At 35.2% G+C, this 16,938-nt stretch carries 19 protein-coding genes and 2 pseudogenes; 8 read left to right on the top strand and 13 right to left on the bottom strand.

Annotated features, from left to right (window positions below; genetic code table 11):
• Nucleotides 1-4: 4 nt before the first annotated feature.
• The 12 genes and pseudogenes from holA to G5W_RS0103130 form a co-directional block, all read right to left on the bottom strand.
• Nucleotides 5-1,017 (bottom strand): annotated as a pseudogene (holA, locus tag G5W_RS21915) (DNA polymerase III subunit delta).
• A 531-nt stretch (nt 1,018-1,548) separates the two neighbouring features.
• Nucleotides 1,549-3,660 (bottom strand): DNA internalization-related competence protein ComEC/Rec2, encoded by a 2,112-nt coding sequence (locus G5W_RS20300; RefSeq protein WP_138918955.1) that lies wholly within the window; start codon nt 3,658-3,660, stop codon nt 1,549-1,551.
• 161 nt (nt 3,661-3,821) lie between these two features.
• The gene (locus tag G5W_RS0103085) at nt 3,822-4,382 is read right to left on the bottom strand and encodes a ComE operon protein 2 (RefSeq protein ID WP_010094123.1); all 561 of its coding nucleotides are present in this window, start codon (nt 4,380-4,382) and stop codon (nt 3,822-3,824) included.
• Nucleotides 4,383-4,444: 62 nt separating this feature from the next.
• On the bottom strand, nt 4,445-5,017 hold the full coding sequence (locus G5W_RS0103090; RefSeq protein ID WP_010094124.1) for a helix-hairpin-helix domain-containing protein: 573 nt from the start codon (nt 5,015-5,017) through the stop codon (nt 4,445-4,447).
• A gap of 80 nt (nt 5,018-5,097) precedes the next feature.
• Nucleotides 5,098-5,853: a class I SAM-dependent DNA methyltransferase gene (locus G5W_RS0103095; protein WP_010094125.1), complete on the bottom strand. Its 756-nt coding sequence runs from the start codon at nt 5,851-5,853 to the stop codon at nt 5,098-5,100.
• A 3-nt stretch (nt 5,854-5,856) separates the two neighbouring features.
• Nucleotides 5,857-6,213, bottom strand: a complete 357-nt coding sequence (gene rsfS / locus G5W_RS0103100; RefSeq protein WP_010094126.1) for a ribosome silencing factor — start codon at nt 6,211-6,213, stop codon at nt 5,857-5,859.
• A gap of 1 nt (nt 6,214) precedes the next feature.
• A complete protein-coding gene (gene yqeK, locus G5W_RS0103105) occupies nt 6,215-6,787 on the bottom strand; it encodes a bis(5'-nucleosyl)-tetraphosphatase (symmetrical) YqeK (RefSeq protein WP_010094128.1) in 573 nt (190 codons plus the stop codon).
• Nucleotides 6,780-7,343 carry a nicotinate-nucleotide adenylyltransferase gene (locus tag G5W_RS0103110; RefSeq protein WP_010094129.1) on the bottom strand — a complete coding sequence of 188 codons (564 nt, stop codon included), beginning with the start codon at nt 7,341-7,343 and terminating at the stop codon, nt 6,780-6,782. The genes yqeK and G5W_RS0103110 overlap by 8 nt, the downstream gene beginning before the upstream one ends.
• A gap of 23 nt (nt 7,344-7,366) precedes the next feature.
• Entirely contained in the window at nt 7,367-7,657 is a 291-nt protein-coding gene (yhbY, locus tag G5W_RS0103115) for a ribosome assembly RNA-binding protein YhbY (RefSeq protein WP_010094130.1), read from the bottom strand.
• A 4-nt stretch (nt 7,658-7,661) separates the two neighbouring features.
• Nucleotides 7,662-8,501: a shikimate dehydrogenase gene (gene aroE, locus G5W_RS0103120; RefSeq protein ID WP_010094131.1), complete on the bottom strand. Its 840-nt coding sequence runs from the start codon at nt 8,499-8,501 to the stop codon at nt 7,662-7,664.
• 10 nt (nt 8,502-8,511) lie between these two features.
• Nucleotides 8,512-9,612 carry a ribosome biogenesis GTPase YqeH gene (gene yqeH, locus G5W_RS0103125; RefSeq protein ID WP_010094132.1) on the bottom strand — a complete coding sequence of 367 codons (1,101 nt, stop codon included), beginning with the start codon at nt 9,610-9,612 and terminating at the stop codon, nt 8,512-8,514.
• 3 nt (nt 9,613-9,615) lie between these two features.
• Entirely contained in the window at nt 9,616-10,131 is a 516-nt protein-coding gene (locus G5W_RS0103130) for a YqeG family HAD IIIA-type phosphatase (RefSeq protein WP_010094134.1), read from the bottom strand.
• Between the two features lie 405 nt (nt 10,132-10,536).
• Here G5W_RS0103130 and sda point away from each other — a divergent pair, with 405 nt between their 5' ends.
• The 8 genes from sda (at nt 10,537) to G5W_RS20305 (ending at nt 16,803) form a co-directional block, all read left to right on the top strand.
• Nucleotides 10,537-10,677: a sporulation histidine kinase inhibitor Sda gene (gene sda, locus G5W_RS0103135; RefSeq protein ID WP_010094136.1), complete on the top strand. Its 141-nt coding sequence runs from the start codon at nt 10,537-10,539 to the stop codon at nt 10,675-10,677.
• A gap of 267 nt (nt 10,678-10,944) precedes the next feature.
• Complete coding sequence (locus tag G5W_RS0103140) at nt 10,945-13,281, top strand: Na+/H+ antiporter subunit A (protein WP_010094138.1); 2,337 nt, start codon at nt 10,945-10,947, stop codon at nt 13,279-13,281.
• A complete protein-coding gene (locus G5W_RS0103145; protein WP_010094140.1) occupies nt 13,282-13,620 on the top strand; it encodes a Na(+)/H(+) antiporter subunit C in 339 nt (112 codons plus the stop codon).
• Nucleotides 13,613-15,094 carry a Na+/H+ antiporter subunit D gene (locus G5W_RS0103150; RefSeq protein WP_010094142.1) on the top strand — a complete coding sequence of 494 codons (1,482 nt, stop codon included), beginning with the start codon at nt 13,613-13,615 and terminating at the stop codon, nt 15,092-15,094. Before G5W_RS0103145 ends, G5W_RS0103150 begins: the two co-directional genes overlap by 8 nt.
• A gap of 6 nt (nt 15,095-15,100) precedes the next feature.
• Nucleotides 15,101-15,577, top strand: coding sequence for a Na+/H+ antiporter subunit E (locus tag G5W_RS0103155; protein ID WP_010094144.1), 477 nt, complete (start codon nt 15,101-15,103; stop codon nt 15,575-15,577).
• Entirely contained in the window at nt 15,578-15,889 is a 312-nt protein-coding gene (locus G5W_RS0103160; protein WP_010094146.1) for a monovalent cation/H+ antiporter complex subunit F, read from the top strand.
• Nucleotides 15,870-16,235, top strand: a complete 366-nt coding sequence (mnhG, locus tag G5W_RS0103165; protein ID WP_010094148.1) for a monovalent cation/H(+) antiporter subunit G — start codon at nt 15,870-15,872, stop codon at nt 16,233-16,235. Before G5W_RS0103160 ends, mnhG begins: the two co-directional genes overlap by 20 nt.
• Nucleotides 16,236-16,383: 148 nt before the next feature.
• Nucleotides 16,384-16,803 carry a sigma-70 family RNA polymerase sigma factor gene (locus G5W_RS20305; protein WP_010094150.1) on the top strand — a complete coding sequence of 140 codons (420 nt, stop codon included), beginning with the start codon at nt 16,384-16,386 and terminating at the stop codon, nt 16,801-16,803.
• On the opposite strand, the pseudogene G5W_RS24160 reads toward G5W_RS20305, so the two are convergent.
• Nucleotides 16,757-16,938, bottom strand: a pseudogene (locus G5W_RS24160) (hypothetical protein); the annotation flags it as partial. The gene G5W_RS20305 and the pseudogene G5W_RS24160 sit on opposite strands and share 47 nt — an antisense overlap.

Raw genomic sequence — 16,938 nt, forward strand, 5'->3', positions numbered from 1 at the left:
TTTTTTATTGTTTAATTAAATTGTATAGGAGTAATTCAAAAGCTAACTCCTTCTCCATTCTTCCTTGTTTCATGACAGCATCTGTTTCAGCAAGCTGATCCATAATATATTCCAACTTCTCTTTTGAAAATTTCGCTTCTCGATTTGAGGCAATTTTAATGACGTAAGGATGTACACCAATTTGTTTTTGCATTTGACCCGAATTATACCCTTTTTCTTTAATAATTTGACTCGAAGGATTGTACGAAACTGAAAAGCGAGCAAACCAATTAAAGCAATCGGCTCTTCCTTCATGATTTCTAAGTCTTTATAGATGGAAATTGCCTTGCCTAGGTCCCCTTCCATTACGGCATCTACTAATCGAAGACCAGAGCTTGTTATCGTATGAGATACCATTTCTTCCGCAATCTCTTTCGTTACAATACCGCCGTGTCCAACATATAGTGCAATCTTTTCTAATTCTTTTTCCATTATATTTAAATCGGTAGAGATTTCATTTTCAAATACTTCAAAGGCTTCATCTGCTATTTCAATATTTAATTGCTTTGCCAGATTACCAATCCAGTTTTTCAGTTCATATTCTTTAACCGGATTACACTCGCCAACTAAGCCAACCTTTTTTAATTGCTTGCTAACCTTTTTACGTTCGTCAATTTTTTCATATGGCGCTATAAGCACCAACACTGAATAATCAACTGGCATTTCCAAGTATTGCTCCAGCACCGAAAGCTGGTGTTCAAATGGCAGCTTTTCTGGCTTGGCTTTTAGGAAGTTTGCATTGGTTGCAATCACTAATTTCCGGTCACCAAAAAAAGGATATGTTTCCACATCCGCAATGACCTCCTGTATAGAAGTTTCCATCAAGTCATATGTAGATAAATTTTCTTCCTCAGTTAAAACATTTTTAACCAATAAATCCTTTATTTTCTGGATAAAATAGTTTTCCGTACCATATAATAAAATGACTTCTGGTATATTCTTTTTCTTAATTTGTTGCACTACCTCTGTATAAGACATACTATTCACTCCATAACGTTATATAGTTTATGGTAATCCCAATATAGGTGAATAGCAAGAAAAAACCTGGGAGGGAAATTTGGGATAAGAAATTTCCCTCCCTATCTATGTGAACGTTTAACATAACGCCCTAGGAACAGTATGTTAAACGATGTTTTCTTCATTTATAGCATGACCCTTCTTGCCAAAAGTATAGTTGTTAAGTCTTTCTAGTTTTGGTTATGCATAATTAATTTTATCTTTTTTGTATCATTGGTGGATTTTTTTATGTATTTAATTTATACTATAGGTTGATATAGGAGGGTTAGCTATGAATGAATTTGAAAAGGATCCACAGTACAAAAAATAACGATGTTGTTGATTCCAGTTAAAGGGTTCGCTATTTTCTTTAGTTTTCTTTCTTTTAATATTTTTCATTGGTGTAACAATTAGTGTTATTGGATCTTAATTACATAGGTGAATCGTAACAAAAGAGACTGGGCGATCCTGTCTCTTTTGTTATTTATGGGTTGTTATCGTTCTATATATAACTTATGGGTATTCATGATAAAAGGTTCCACTGTCTTCCGTATACCGATACATAATTGCTCCACTTTGGTCAGTTCTTAAAACTTGAATACCTTCTGCCTCAAATAAGCTTAGGACTTCATTTGATGGATGACCATACCGATTATTTTTACCTACTGAGATAAGTGCATAACGTGGATTTATCGAAGTTATAAACAAGGAATTAGAAGAGGTGTTGCTGCCATGATGAGCTACTTTTAAAACATCTACCTGCAACTCGGAATAATTCGTTAAGATCGCTTTCTCTGCTTCCATATCAGTATCGCCAGTAAACAACCAATCTTTGTCACCAAGTTTCATGTGGAATACGAGAGAATTTTCATTACTGCCCTTTCTATCTACCCCAGGAGAAAGAAATGTAAACATTTTTTCGTTAATCCTTAATTCATCTCCAGAAGCAACACGAATGAGTTCAATTCCTGCTAGTTTCTCAAGAAGTTCTGGATTAAATTCATAATATTTACTTACTATAATTGCTCCCACTTTAAAATCTTCAAGAATAAACGGAACACTTCCAGCATGGTCTATATCCTCATGAGAAATCACGATTGCATCTATCTCACCAATACCACGAGAATGTAAGAATGGTTTTATTATTCTCTGATAAATTGAATCTGATGGTTCCATATCCTCATAGGAAAATCCAGCTCCCGCATCCACTAAAAAGACCCCTCTCCTGAAAGGCAACTCAATGACAATAGCATCTCCTTGGCCAATATCAAGCATGGTTACCGTACCATAAGGTGACAGATAAGGGCGAGTGACTAATCCAATTAATAATAGCGTTAATATGACCCCATATGAAAAAGCCCTTAAACTTCTAGTTAAATGAAGGTTATACATCATCGCTATCAATAAAGCATAGTACACTACGATAATAATGGTGGGAAAATAGCTAGTGAACCAAGGAAAATAGACATAATGATCAAGCCATTCTAACATGGGAAGAAAAACATCGTGATGTACAAATCTAAATAAGGAATCCAAAGATTCCGCTAGTTGACGTATAGGTAAAATCGCGAGAAGAAAAAACATCATTGGAATCACAAAAAACGTAAAGTATGGTACTACCAATACATTGAGTAAGATAGAAAGGGGATTAACATTAAAGAAGTATATCACTTGAAGAGGGATGATAATAAGTTGTGAAATAAAACTAAGTTTTATCATTTGAAGCCATATAGAGTTTCCCTGCAAGAGCCATTTTTGGGATAGAATGATCCCGAACGATACGATAAAGGAAAGTTGGAATCCCACATGATACATATAATACGGATTAACAAGTAACAACCCTAGGAAAGTAATACTGATAACATCTGATATGGAAAACTTTTGCTTAAACTTTTGTAAGATAATGACCAATAGAATCATGAGGCTAGCTCGCCATACAGATGGCTCACCTCCTGCAAGTAATGCATATACAGGTAATGCAAAAATCACTAGGTACTGCGCATTTTCCCTTGTTACGATATTTAGTTTTATCGAAATAAAATAAAGAATACCAACAACTAATCCAATATGTAGTCCAGATATAGCTAGTATATGGGATAATCCCCATCGTTGGAATAATTCAATTGTTTCTTCCGGTATATTCCGGTCATCACCAACTACTAGTGCAAGAATCCATGCACTACTTTCTTCTGAGAACTTATTCGTAAGCAACTTCTTCATATGTTCTCTTAGTTTATAAATACTATTTAAAATTCCCTCATCCTGACAATTGATATCATCCATTGAGGAAATTATCATTTCATATGATATACCATGACTTGCTAAATACTTGTTATAGTTAAATTGACCAGGATTGCTGCTACCCTCGGGTACTCTTAGCTCACCATTCAACTCACATATAGCCCCATATTGTATGGTATTGTTCCGCATCTCATGTGGATTTGGTTGAAAATAATGAACCCTGATTAATCCATATGGCTCTTCTGTTTGAAAATCAAAATGTAGCAGGGTTTCTGTAGAATGGATGGAACTAACTACTTTTCCCTGAATTGTAATGGATTGAGAACTTTCAGTACGTAGATCTACATAAAGCTGTGGAATATTTACGAAAAAAATATATAAAATGCAATCGAGATAACAATAGGAATTTTACCTATTCGCTTTGTAGAATATAGAATAAGAAGCCATAGGAGGAATACGAAAGCAAATAAAACCGAACTAGACGATTTCGTTAACACACTACATATCCCTGCTAAAGCAGGGATATACCAATAGCCTTTCATTAACTATATTTGAAATAACGCTTGTGCTTTTTCTTTTAAATGGTTTACTTGCTCCCCATCCTGTTCGTCAGTGATCAATTCTAACAATTCTTTTACAAGCATTGATTTTTCTTTATATTCCATATCAAGCGATAAATAATCTAGTTCAACTTTAATCGTCTTAACTCCAGCTTCTTCGAATAATTGGATAGCATACGGATGATTCTTGTAATCCTCTGCATAATAAACGGTTTTAATGCCACTTTGTATAAGTTGTTTCGTGCATTGCAAACAAGGAAAATGGGTCACATACACGTCTGCATTTTCCGTAGGCACTCCAAATTTGGCGCATTGTAGAAGGGCATTTGCTTCTGCATGAACCGTTCTTACGCAATGGCCATCAATGACATAACATCCATCGTCTATACAATGAACACTACCAGTTACACTCCCATTATATCCTCCAGCAATGATACGTTTATCTCGTACAATCGTTGCGCCAACCATTAATCTTGTACAAGTACTACGTAATGATAGTAGATGACTTTGAGCCATAAAATATTGATTCCACGATATTCTTTCCATAAAACATACTCTCCCCTCTAATTATTATAGTTTACCTTTCTCCCCAAGCTAACGTCAATCCACTATGGTACATGTATCTCTTCTATTAGCGCTTCTAATGTCTTCTCTCCAATACCAGAAACCTCTAATAGATCCTCCACTTTGTTAAAATAGCCATGTTCATCTCGATACTCTACAATAGCCTTCGCCTTAGACGGACCAATACCTGGCAGTTGCTGAATTTCATCTACCGTTGCATGATTAATCCTCAATTTAGATTCACCACTAACCCTTGATTCCTGACTTTCGACAGCACCTTTTGTAGGAACAATAATTACCATCTCATCCAATACCTTTTGGGCAAGATTAATAAAGTTCTCATCTGCCTCTTTCGTAAATCCCCCAGCTTCCAACACAACATCTTTCACTCGGTCACCCGTTTCCATTGCGTATACCCCGGGAGTTACGACTTCTCCTTTTATATCAACAAATACTACACTTTCTTCTGGTCCTGATTCAGCTTCCTGCTCACCATCCCTCTCCACAACCATCTTCTCGACTGGCTGATCATCATTTTGTGTCGTAACAAAAATTATTATGCTTACCACTAATATTAGAAGTAGTAAAAAGATATGTTTTCGCATGAGGTCTATCATCAACATTCACCTCTATATATTGATGCTTACATCATACATAAAGGTTAAAATTCTGGCAAAATAACGAAAGGACGAGATAATCAATCTATCTCGTCCTGTTTTTGTGCAATAATAAAAATTCTTTCCGCTTCTTCCTCTGAAAAACCATTTTCTATTGAAAAATCCGCGCAAATAGATAATATTTCAAATCCGGTATTTTCTAGTATCTCACGATAAACTTCCAAAGAAAATGTTTGTTGATGGTGAGTTTCATCAAATCGACTATACGTATCTCCATTTGAGGCAAAGAAAGTTAGTTCATGAAACATCTCACCTTGGTCCTTACCAGCAAAACAATCCCATATATATGCACTATTTTCAGTAACATCTGAAAACGTATTTCCGATAAGATTTTCTTCAACATGCCTCAGGGAGTGCACATCGAAAATGAATAAGCCATCATCTTTCAAGGCTTCCCTAACACTACGAAATACGGTATGAACTTCCTCTACTGTCGTGATATAGTTGATGACATCACAATAACTAATAGCCAAATCAATATTCGATATTCCCGTTAGCTCTCTTATGTCTTGATGTATCCATTTGACCTTTACCTGATGTTCACCAGCTTTCTGCTCTGCAATGGTTAACATATCAGAAGAATAATCAACACCAGTAACATCGTATTTCTTTGCTAACTCAACCGTTATTTCTCCAGTTCCACAACCTAAATCGACAATAGCTGGGTTGTTTAAGTTATAACGATTTAGTATCTCTTCTGTAAAGGTAACCCATTTATCATAGGGTGCTTCTGCCATAAATTGATCATATACCTTTGCCATTAATTGATAAGCCATTCTTTACTGCCCTACCTCAAGCGGTACAGGAGCTGCATCTCCCCATAAACGTTCTAAATTATAATAACTTCTTTCATCCTTATGGAAAACGTGACAAACAATATCACCTAGATCAACTAGCACCCATCTTGCTTGTTCAAAACCTTCGAGACGCTTAACGGAGATTTGATTTTCTTCCATTTTTTCCTTTACTGCTCTAGCAATGGATTGTACCTGACGTTCGTTTGACCCATGACAAATTAAAAAATAGTCGGCTACTAGAGAAACTTGTGCCAAATCCAGTGCAATAATGTCTTCCGCTCTTTTATCATCACATGCTTCAGCAGCTAATTTTAAAATCTCCAAAGGATTATTGTTCAAATTAATTCCCTCCATGTATAAGTCTCGTTAAATCATTATATGCATAAAATGTATCAGGGTAGATACGATTATTCTTCTGCATTAAATATTGAATCGTATTCCTCGATACCATCCATGCTGCTCTTATCAAATCTTTCTTCGCCATCTCTCGAACTTCATCCAGTCCTGGAAAATTTCTACCCGGCTCGATGTAATCTGCTACAAATACCACTAGCTCTAAATCACTCATATTAGCACGACCGGTAGTATGGTAATAGATAGCAGACTTAATTTCATCATCTGCTATACCATACTCTTCTTCAATTTTAACCGATGCAACCGGTCCATGCCAAAGCTCATGATGATAGAGCAACAAGTCTTTCGGTAAATACGTTGTTTGAATGATTCTCTTCATTTCTTCAAGTGGTCGATATTTACAATAATCATGAAAAATGGAAGCTATTTCTGCATTTTCTTCTGAAACATGATACTGATTTGCAAGCACTACCGCTGTTTCCGCCACCCGTTTTGTATGCTCGAATCGTTCCTTCGTTAAATAGTTTTCCACAAAGGCAAGAGCGTCTTTTTTATTCATATAAACCACGCTCCTTAATATAAGTATGTACACAATCCGGAACAAGGTATTGAATCGATTCATTTCTCTGTATACGCTCTCTGATGATAGTGGAAGAAACATCTACCATTGGAACATCAACCTCTACTATTGGATAATTACTTACGAGTTTATATCCAGGACGTTTTACACCAACAAATTGTATGAAGTCGATAAGTTCATTAATTTTATACCAGTTAGGTAAATATTCCACCATATCTGCCCCGATGATAAAATAAAAATCTGTTTCCGGGTACATCTCTTTTAGTATATTAATTGTATCTATCGTATATGATTTCCCTGCTCTATCAATTTCTATTGTATTTATAGCAAAAGAAAGATTATCCTTTATTGCCAACTTAAGTAGTTCTACTCGTTTTGTAGCGTCTACCTTTACCGTATTTTTATGTGGCGGTTCATATGTTGGAATAAACCATACCTTATCTAATTTAAGAGCTTGGCAAACTTCCTGCGCAATGATTAAATGTCCAATATGCGGTGGATCAAATGTTCCACCAAGAAGTCCAATACGGCTCATGGAATAACTCCTTTATAGAAATCTTATGGTAATTGTATTTGTTTATTTTCTTCTGATTCCTTGTACAACACAATATTGTTACCAATAACTTGTACGATTTCTGCCTTTGTACCAGCTTTTAATTCCTCTGCCACTGTTTCCTTATCGTCCATGCAATTTTGCAATATACTCACTTTAATTAATTCTCTTTTTTCAAGTGCTTCATTTACTTGTACAATCATATTTTCATTAACACCTATCTTACCAACTTGAAAAATTGGCTTTAAATGATGGGCTTTTGAACGTAAAAATCTTTTTTGTTTACCTGTCAACATGTTATCACCCTTCTAGTAATTGTTTTAATTGTCTGTCCATATCTTCTAGTGATGGGCTATGCCCGAACCATTTTTCAAATGCAAATTTTGCCTGATATAAAAGCATTGTATGCCCATGATGAACTCTCGCACCATTTTCAGCCGCCTCTTGAAGTAATTTCGTCCAGATGGGCTGATATATGATATCACTGACAATAGTTGATTTATTGATTGAAGATGTACGTATTGGCGATGCTGCTTCATTGGGTCTCATTCCCACATTAGTCGTTTGAATAATGAGATCATATGCTCCTGACATAGTACTAGCATCTTCAAGAGATAGGATATTTGTAGTGTTTTTTCGCGTATTTAAGGCTGCTATTGACTGCGCATTTTGATAAGTACGATTTGCAATATCAATTGAACTGAAACCAAATTGGTTCAATATATAGTATATCCCCCTAGCAGCGCCTCCTGCACCAATAATAAGAATACTAATTTCCCTGTTCATTAGAGTTTCTGGAAACGCTTGTTCCAATGACTTTAAATAGCCAATGCCATCAGTATTAAAACCAATTAGTTTTCCATTCATATTGGCAACGGTATTAACAGCTCCTATTTCCCTTGCCATCCTATCCACCCCATCTAGTAATGGGATAATTTTTTGTTTATATGGGATGGTGACATTAAATCCCCTTATCCCCTCGTCCCTGAATGCGTCTATTTGTTTCTTCAATTCATGCTCACGTAAATCAAAAATAGAATATGTTCCTTCGATTTTTGATTTCTCTAAGAATCTCGCGTGTATCCACGGAGATAACGAATGTTTAATTGGATGTCCAATTAAACCTAAGCGGTATTTCATCGATTACCTCCTATATGAGCGATTTACGAATGGAGACTGCCACTTCCTTAGGGCTATGCGCCACTACAGTGGTGTTAGTTCCCATTACAGTAACCCAACCCAAACCTGGGAAAACAATATCCGTTTTTTCTCCTTGGAGCTTAAATGCACTCGACGTCATTTCTGGTAGTAGTTTTATTGACTCTTCATCAGGTGGAGATAGCAACTCCCCAACATGATTTTCATATAATTCATCCGCTTTTTCCAACTTAGTTCGATGAATAGGTAATTGATTAGAAAAATAACAAACAAACGATTGTCGATCACCCTTTATAAAGTCTAAACGTGCAAGTCCACCGAAAAATAATGTTTGCTGAGGATTTAATTGATAAACTCTCGGTTTTATCTCTTTGGTCGGGGTGACAATTTTTAAGTCTTTATCTGAAATGTAATGTGCAATTTGTTCTTGATTTACAATACCTGGCGTATCAATTAATGCCGCATCATCATCTAAAGGTATTTCAATAAACCCTAAAGTAGTTCCTGGGAAGTAGGAAGTAGTAATGACATCACTTTCGCCAATAGACTGCTTAATTAAGCGATTAATAAAGGTTGATTTACCGACGTTTGTTGTTCCAACTATAAATACATCCTTGTTTTCCCTGTAATACTCTATTTGTGAGGTCAACTCCTCAATACCAAAACCTTTGACAGACGATATAAGAAATACATCTTGAACCTTTAGTCCTATTTCCTTAGCAGATGAGCGTAACCATTGTACAAGTTTATTTTGATTTGTTGATTTTGGTAGTAAATCCATTTTATTCCCAACTAAAATAATAGGATTATCTCCAACAATTCTTGGTAAACTCTTGATCATTGTCCCATTCACATCAAATATATCTATAATATGTACAACTAGACCTTCTCTATCTCGAATAGAACTTACCATCTTAAGAAAATCATCATCATGTATCGATACATCTTGAATCTCATTATAATGCTTTAATCGAAAGCAACGTTTGCATAATATATTTTCTTTCTCTAACGAAGATTTCGGTGTATAGCCAAGTCCCTCTGGGTTATCCGTTTGAACTTCGACACCACACCCCATACAATAGATGGTTTCCAAATTTTATTCCTCCCAGCTAATCATGCCTTTATTACGAAAATAATTCAGTATTTTCCGTTCAATCCTACGGTTAAATTGTGTAATCTTTTCATCTGTTTTAACGATTGGAACAACTAAAATAGTGTAAAAACCGGCAGAATTACCACCTAGTACATCTGTTAATAATTGATCTCCTATTACAACAATCTGCTCCTTTGCTAATCCCATTTGTTTCGCTGCTACTTTAAATGCCCTTTTCAGTGGCTTCTTCGCGCTAAATACAAATGGTGTACCGAGCGGTTCAGAAAACATCTTTACTCTTTCTTCCTTATTATTAGAAATGATAGTAACTTTAATGCCATTATCCTTCATTAATTTAAACCATTCGATAACATCAGGAGTAGCTTCTTTTACATCCCAAGCTACTAGCGTATTATCTAAATCGGTAATAATCCCTTTAATTCCTTTTTCCTTTAGAATAGTAGGACTAACCTCAAAGATATTTTTTACATGTTCATTTGGCAAGAAACGATTCAACAATTGTTACACCCTCTTTAAAATTATGCTTTTATCTTTTACACATCTACTTTGACTATGTTTATTTTATAGTGTTTTCGGTAAATATGATAGTACAAGAAAAAACTACACATATTCAAAAATACCATATATATGTTAGTTAAGGTAGAAATATGTAAATTCCCCATAAAAAATGCAAAAATCGTTCGACAAATTCCTGCATAACCTGCATTGTGGATAAGTATATTCACAATATCAACAGTATTATTACTAGGTTTACATTAAAAATAGCCTTTTTATTCACAAGTTATCTACAATTGGTTGTAGATAACTGGCGTCTTGTCCTCTCTTTTTTTCATGTTACCGTATAAATATAGTAAATCTAGTAGCAATTTGTAAAATTCAAGTTAACTTAGGAGGGCTACATTAATGGAACATTTGTCAGATGAATTATTAATTGAATCCTATCATAAAGCAAATGAATTAAAATTAAGCCCTGATTTCGTTTCACTGATAGAGGATGAAATTTATAGAAGAGGTTTAAGTCATAAAATCAAATATTCTAGTTAGGAATATTTTCGAATAACATAAAACATATTAAATAGGAAGATAGAAGCTTAACTCTTGTCATTCTTGTGAATGATAAGGGTTTTTATTTTTTCTCCCATCATTTTGTGTTAAGCTTTATTTTATATAAATTGTTCCTTAATATTTTGAGACATTGCCTTGTATATATTAAAATAATATACAGGGTATCCATCGGTCGCAAAAAAACGTTAACGTTGTATTCTTATCGTCATCATTATAGTTTATAAATAATAGGAGGTCTTTTCGTAGATGATTTTTGCAGTTTTAATTCCACTAATATGTGCTTTATTTGTTCCGCTATTAAGTAGGTTCAAACAAAAGGTACATACCGGTATTTTTGTAGTCTTTATCCCCTTAGGAATCTTCCTTTATTTTTTGCGTTTTATCGGTAATGATTTTTCTCCAGTACTCCAAACATATAGTTGGATTCCATCACTTCATATAAACTTTGATTTTTACTTAGATGGTCTCAGTCTATTATTTGTACTACTTATAAGCGGGATTGGAACACTTGTCGTCTTTTATTCTATCTTTTATTTACATATCTCGGAAAAGTTAGGCCATTTCTATGTTTACTTGCTCATGTTTATGTCAGCCATGCTCGGAGTTGTATTGTCTGACAACGTTTTTGTACTATACACATTTTGGGAGCTAACATCTATATCTTCATTTCTATTGATTGGATACTGGCATCATCGTGAACGTTCCCGTTACGGTGCTCAGAAATCTATGCTGATAACCGTCTTCGGTGGTTTAAGTATGTTAGGTGGACTTGTATTCCTAAGTGTTATTACAGGCACTACTAGTATTCGATCCATGATTGATCAGGTAGATATAATCATGAGTAACGAGTATTTACCGCTAATTCTTGTATTCATCTTAATTGGTGCGTTTACAAAATCAGCTCAGTTCCCATTCCATATCTGGCTACCAGATGCGATGGAAGCACCAACACCAGTTAGTGCGTATTTACACTCCGCTACAATGGTAAAGGCGGGGATCTATTTAGTGGCAAGGTTCTCACCAATTTTCGCTCTTTACGAATGGTTCTTTATTATCGTTAGCTTGATCGGGATTACCACTTTAGTTTGGGCATCATTTATGGCCGTAAGACAAACTGATTTAAAAGGTATCCTTGCCTTCTCCACAGTCAGCCAATTAGGGATGATTATGGCGATGTTAGGATTTGGAACAGAAGCCGCAGTATTTGCAGCTGTTTTCCACATTCTTAATCATGCGACCTTTAAAGGTAGTCTCTTTATGATTGCAGGTATTATTGATCACGAGACCGGTACTCGAGATATACGAAAGCTTGGTGGATTACTGACATTTATGCCTATGTCTGCAACATTAGCCCTTTTCGGTACATTCTCTATGGCCGGAGTTCCACTTCCATTTCTTAACGGATTTTATAGTAAGGAGTTGTTCTTTAAATCGACAACTCTATTAAATGAAAATAGTAATTCGTTTGCTGTCTTTTTATCAGATGCAATACCTTATCTAGCGGTATTCGGTAGTATATTTACCTTTGTTTATTCCATGTATTTATTCTTTGGGGTCTTCACTGGACCTAAGAAGCTTGATTTACTACCGAAGAAACCACATGAGGCACCAATTGGAATGCTATTATCACCTATCGTGTTAGTCTTAGGTGTAATCATTATTGGATTATTCCCAAATCTTGTCAATGGTTCCTTGTTAACTCATGCTGCAAATGCAATTAATCAAGCAGCCGGATATGAATCGGTAAGTTATTGGCACGGTTTCGAGGCTCCGTTTATCATGTCCTTAGTAGTAGTAGGACTAGGAATTATTCTATTCCTTACGATGAAAAGATGGACACGCATTTACAATGTGATTCCAGGTAAACTCAGCTTCAACAAAGTATATAATAGACTAATTTCTTCGATAGATGTGATAAGCAATAGGATTACTAATTCCTATATGACTGGTTCTTTAAAACTTTATATGTCCATCATACTCGCAGTAATTATCGTATTCTCGTTTGTCATTATGTTTACAACAGGTGGTTTTAATAATATTAGTTTTAATGATCTTGCAGAAATTTCAGTAGTTGATGTATCCGTCGTGTTAATAATGGTTTTAGCAGCGATATGTACTATTTTTGTGAACAATAAATTAGCGCTCATTATTATTACAGGGATTGTTGGGTTTGGGATCTCTATACTATTTGTTATCTTCCGAGCTCCTGACCTTGCATTAACACAGCTTGTTGTGGAAACCGTATCAATGGCACTATTCTTACTAGCTTATTATCACCTACCAGAACTGCAAAGAAGAAATGAGACCATTGGTGATACCCTTACTAACCTCTTCCTAGCACTTGGAACAGGTACTTTAATAACGATGGTAGGGATTGCAGCACATAGTTCCGACTGGTTCAATACTATTTCCGACTATTTTGTAGAAACCTCCTATAAATTAGGTGGCGGAAGCAATATAGTTAACGTTATATTAGTAGATATGCGTGGGCTGGATACCTTGTTTGAAATCGCGGTACTCGGAATTGCAGCGCTAGCTATCTATGGCCTCATAAAAGTTAGGAATAAAAAGGAGGCAGAATAAATGGAATATATTATTCTAATCTTAGCCGGTATCCTATTTGCAACAGCTATTTACAACATATTACAAAAACAATTATTACGGATTATTATTGGTACTGTTTTGCTCTCGCATGGAGCACACCTAGTCATTCTAACAATGGGGAAACTTAAAAGAGGTCAGCCTCCTATTTTAGATGACTCTGTTATAACTTATACGGATCCATTACCACAAGCATTGATTTTAACTTCAATTGTTATAAGTTTTGGAATCACTAGTTTACTACTTGTCTTAGCCTATCGCACAGCTAAGGAAAATAATACAGATAACATGGAAGAGATGAGGGGTGAAGCTAATGAGTAATCTTGCGATATTACCTATAATCATCCCTATGCTGGCAGGTATCATTGTTGCATTTACAAATAAAAATGTAGCATTAACTCGAGTGTTAACACAGGTATTCGCTGTCATTAGTTTGTTAGTAGCAGCGTTTGTTACCTACACAGTATTTACGGACGGTTCTATTATCTTAGAAACTGGGGATTGGAAAGCACCATATGGAATAATCTTAGTAGCGGATGAATTATCGATATTACTGATATTAACAACTAATATCATTGCTGCAGCCACAGCATTTTATGCACCACACTCTTTAACACTTAAGCAAGAAACACATTATTACTACACCTTCTTTTTCCTTTTAATCACAGGTGTATCAGGTGCATTTTTAACAGGTGATTTATTTAACCTATTTGTATTCTTTGAAGTACTATTAATGGCTTCTTATGCCTTAATTGTATTAGGTGGAGAAAAAATTCAACTTAGAGAATCTATTAAATATGTATTAATTAATCTATTTTCCTCGATGTTATTTGTAACGGCTGTAGCATTATTATATGGGGTTTTAGGTACTATTAACATGGCACAAATAGCGCAACGTGTTGCGGAGGTTGAACAGCGAGGTATCTTAACGACTATCGGTATACTTCTATTCTTTGTTTTTGGAACAAAGGCAGCACTGTTTCCTTTATACTATTGGTTACCGAGACCATATATCGTTCCAAATCCAGTTGTCTCAGCATTATTCGGGGCACTATTAACAAAGGTAGGAATCTATTCCATCCTTCGAGTGTTTACCTTGATCTTTGTCCATAAAATTGAAATTACACATGAAGCATTCATATGGATTGCGGGCTTATCCATGATTTTTGGTGTTATTGGTGCTTTATCCACGAATAATATCAAATTAATTATTGCCTATAATATCATTCCAGCTATCGGCTTCATTATAATGGGAATTGGAATATTTAATCAGGAAGCATTGAGTGGTTCTATCTATTATCTCGTACACGATATGATAATAAAATGTGCTCTATTCTTACTTGTTGGAGTTATTGCTTATGTAGCTGGTACCTCTGATCTACGTAAAATGCATGGCTTAATTCACCACTACCCAGTACTTGGTTGGTTACTATTTATTTCAGCGTTTATTCTAGCTGGTATACCACCTTTTAGTGGATTTATTGGGAAACTTGCATTACTACGTGGAGCACTTTCAAGCGAAGAGATTGCTATCACAATTATCGCTTTACTCTCCAGTCTGCTCATTTTATACTCCGTAATGAAGATTTTCATCCGCGGATTCTGGGGAGAAAAAGATGAGACTATTGAGTATAAAGAAAAAGCATCTCTAGGGCTAGTATTACCGATCGTGTTCTTACTAGGTTTCTCCGTTTTCCTTGGAATTGGTGCAGAATTTGTTTATCCAGCGGTTGACGGCATAGCTGAGTATCTACTAGATCCTCAAATCTATATTGATTCTGTGTTAAAGGAGTAGTCGACTATGGCCTTTCAAATATTAGTTAACATCATTATTGCATTTATGTGGATGTTTCTAAGTGAATCTTACACAATGCCAAGTTTTATTGCTGGATTTATATGGGGTTTACTACTTGTACTTCTATTAAATCGCTTTATTCCTGGTAGATTTTATGGAATTCGAGTTGTTAAGATATTGAAGTTAATATTGATCTTTATGAGAGAGTTAATATTATCTAATTTAAGTATTTTAAAGCTTGTTTATACTCCTCGACCAGAGATAGAACCAGGTATATTTGCATTACCTTTAGAAGTAAAAAGCAACTGGGAAATTACCCTACTCGCTCATTTAATTACACTAACACCTGGAACACTATCTGTAGCAGTTTCAGATAATAACGATATATTATACATCCATGCTATGGATATTGATGAAGTTGATGAGTCGATTAAAGAAATAAAGAACAGCTTTGAGAAAGCCATCCTGGAGGTGACAAGGTAAATGAATGAAGCACTAGCACTTTCAGAAAAATTAATAGACTACGCTATCATATTTAGTTCTATTGCCATTGGGGTCTCCTTACTATTATTGCTTTATCGTATTTTTAAAGGACCTACTAATCCTGACCGTGCAGTAGGTCTTGATACCATCGGAATAAATTTAATGGCATTAACTGGTCTTATTGCTATTTACCTTTCTACACCTTATTTAAATGATATTGCCCTGCTAATTGGTATTCTAGGATTCCTTGGTACATTAGCGACGGCAAAATACGTAGAAAAGGGTGTTATTATTGACAGGGACATGGATTGATTTAATTGTTAACATCATTATCATCTTATTATTACTATCCGGTGGATTTATTACGCTATCAGCTTCAATCGGTATATTACGGTTCCCCGATATATACACAAGATTGCATGCGGCAACAAAAGCCTCAACACTTGGTGTAACAAGTATACTGATAGCAGCTTTTCTTTACTTATTTGTAAAAGAAGATATTGTTAGTGGTAAGTTATTATTAGGAATTGTATTTATTTTAATTACTGCTCCGGTTTCTGCCCATATGATTGGACGAGCAGCTCATAACAGTGGCGTCAAACCGATAACAAAGAATCGAACAGATGCATATGAAGAAGCAATGAGAAAAGAAAACTAAAAGGCAAAAGACATCTAGTTTGGAAGTTATTCCAATCGGGTGTCTTTTTTAGCTTGTATTTCTTTATAAGGACAGACACAAGACACGCTTATGTTTCATAGTGTGATTATATAGGCATTAGCCCAGCCTAGTCAGGAGGTGTATGTGTTTGTCCGGAATAATGAGTGTCCTTGCATTGCTAATTAAAGAAGCCCTATTCTTTGTTTCCTATGTTAAAAATCATGCCTTCCCACAACCTCTTTCCTCTGAGGATGAAGCAAAATATATCGAGGAAATGCAGAACGGTAGTGAAGATGCAAGAAATAAACTGATTGAACATAACTTAAGGCTTGTTGCTCATATCGTGAAAAAGTTTGAGAACACTGGTGAAGATATGGAAGATTTAATATCCATAGGAACAATCGGGTTAATAAAAGGTATTGAGAGCTTTTCTGTCGGTAAAGGTACAAAGTTAGCTACCTATGCAGCAAGATGTATAGAGAATGAAATACTACTGACAATAGTAAAGCATAGGTGCTACCCTATGCTAAATGTAGAAACTCTATATGAATGTTATCTTTATCAATAACGGTTATTTGTTTTACTGCGGATCTAATGAATCGTCTTTTCTGTTCCATAGTGGTGTAATCATTTTCTAGATATTCTTTCATAATACTTTTTAGTTTTTCAGCGTTAACATCTTTTTTAATCGATTCAATACGTT

Source organism: Ornithinibacillus scapharcae TW25 (genome assembly GCF_000190475.1).
Taxonomy (GTDB): Bacteria; Bacillota; Bacilli; order Bacillales; family Amphibacillaceae; genus Ornithinibacillus; species Ornithinibacillus scapharcae.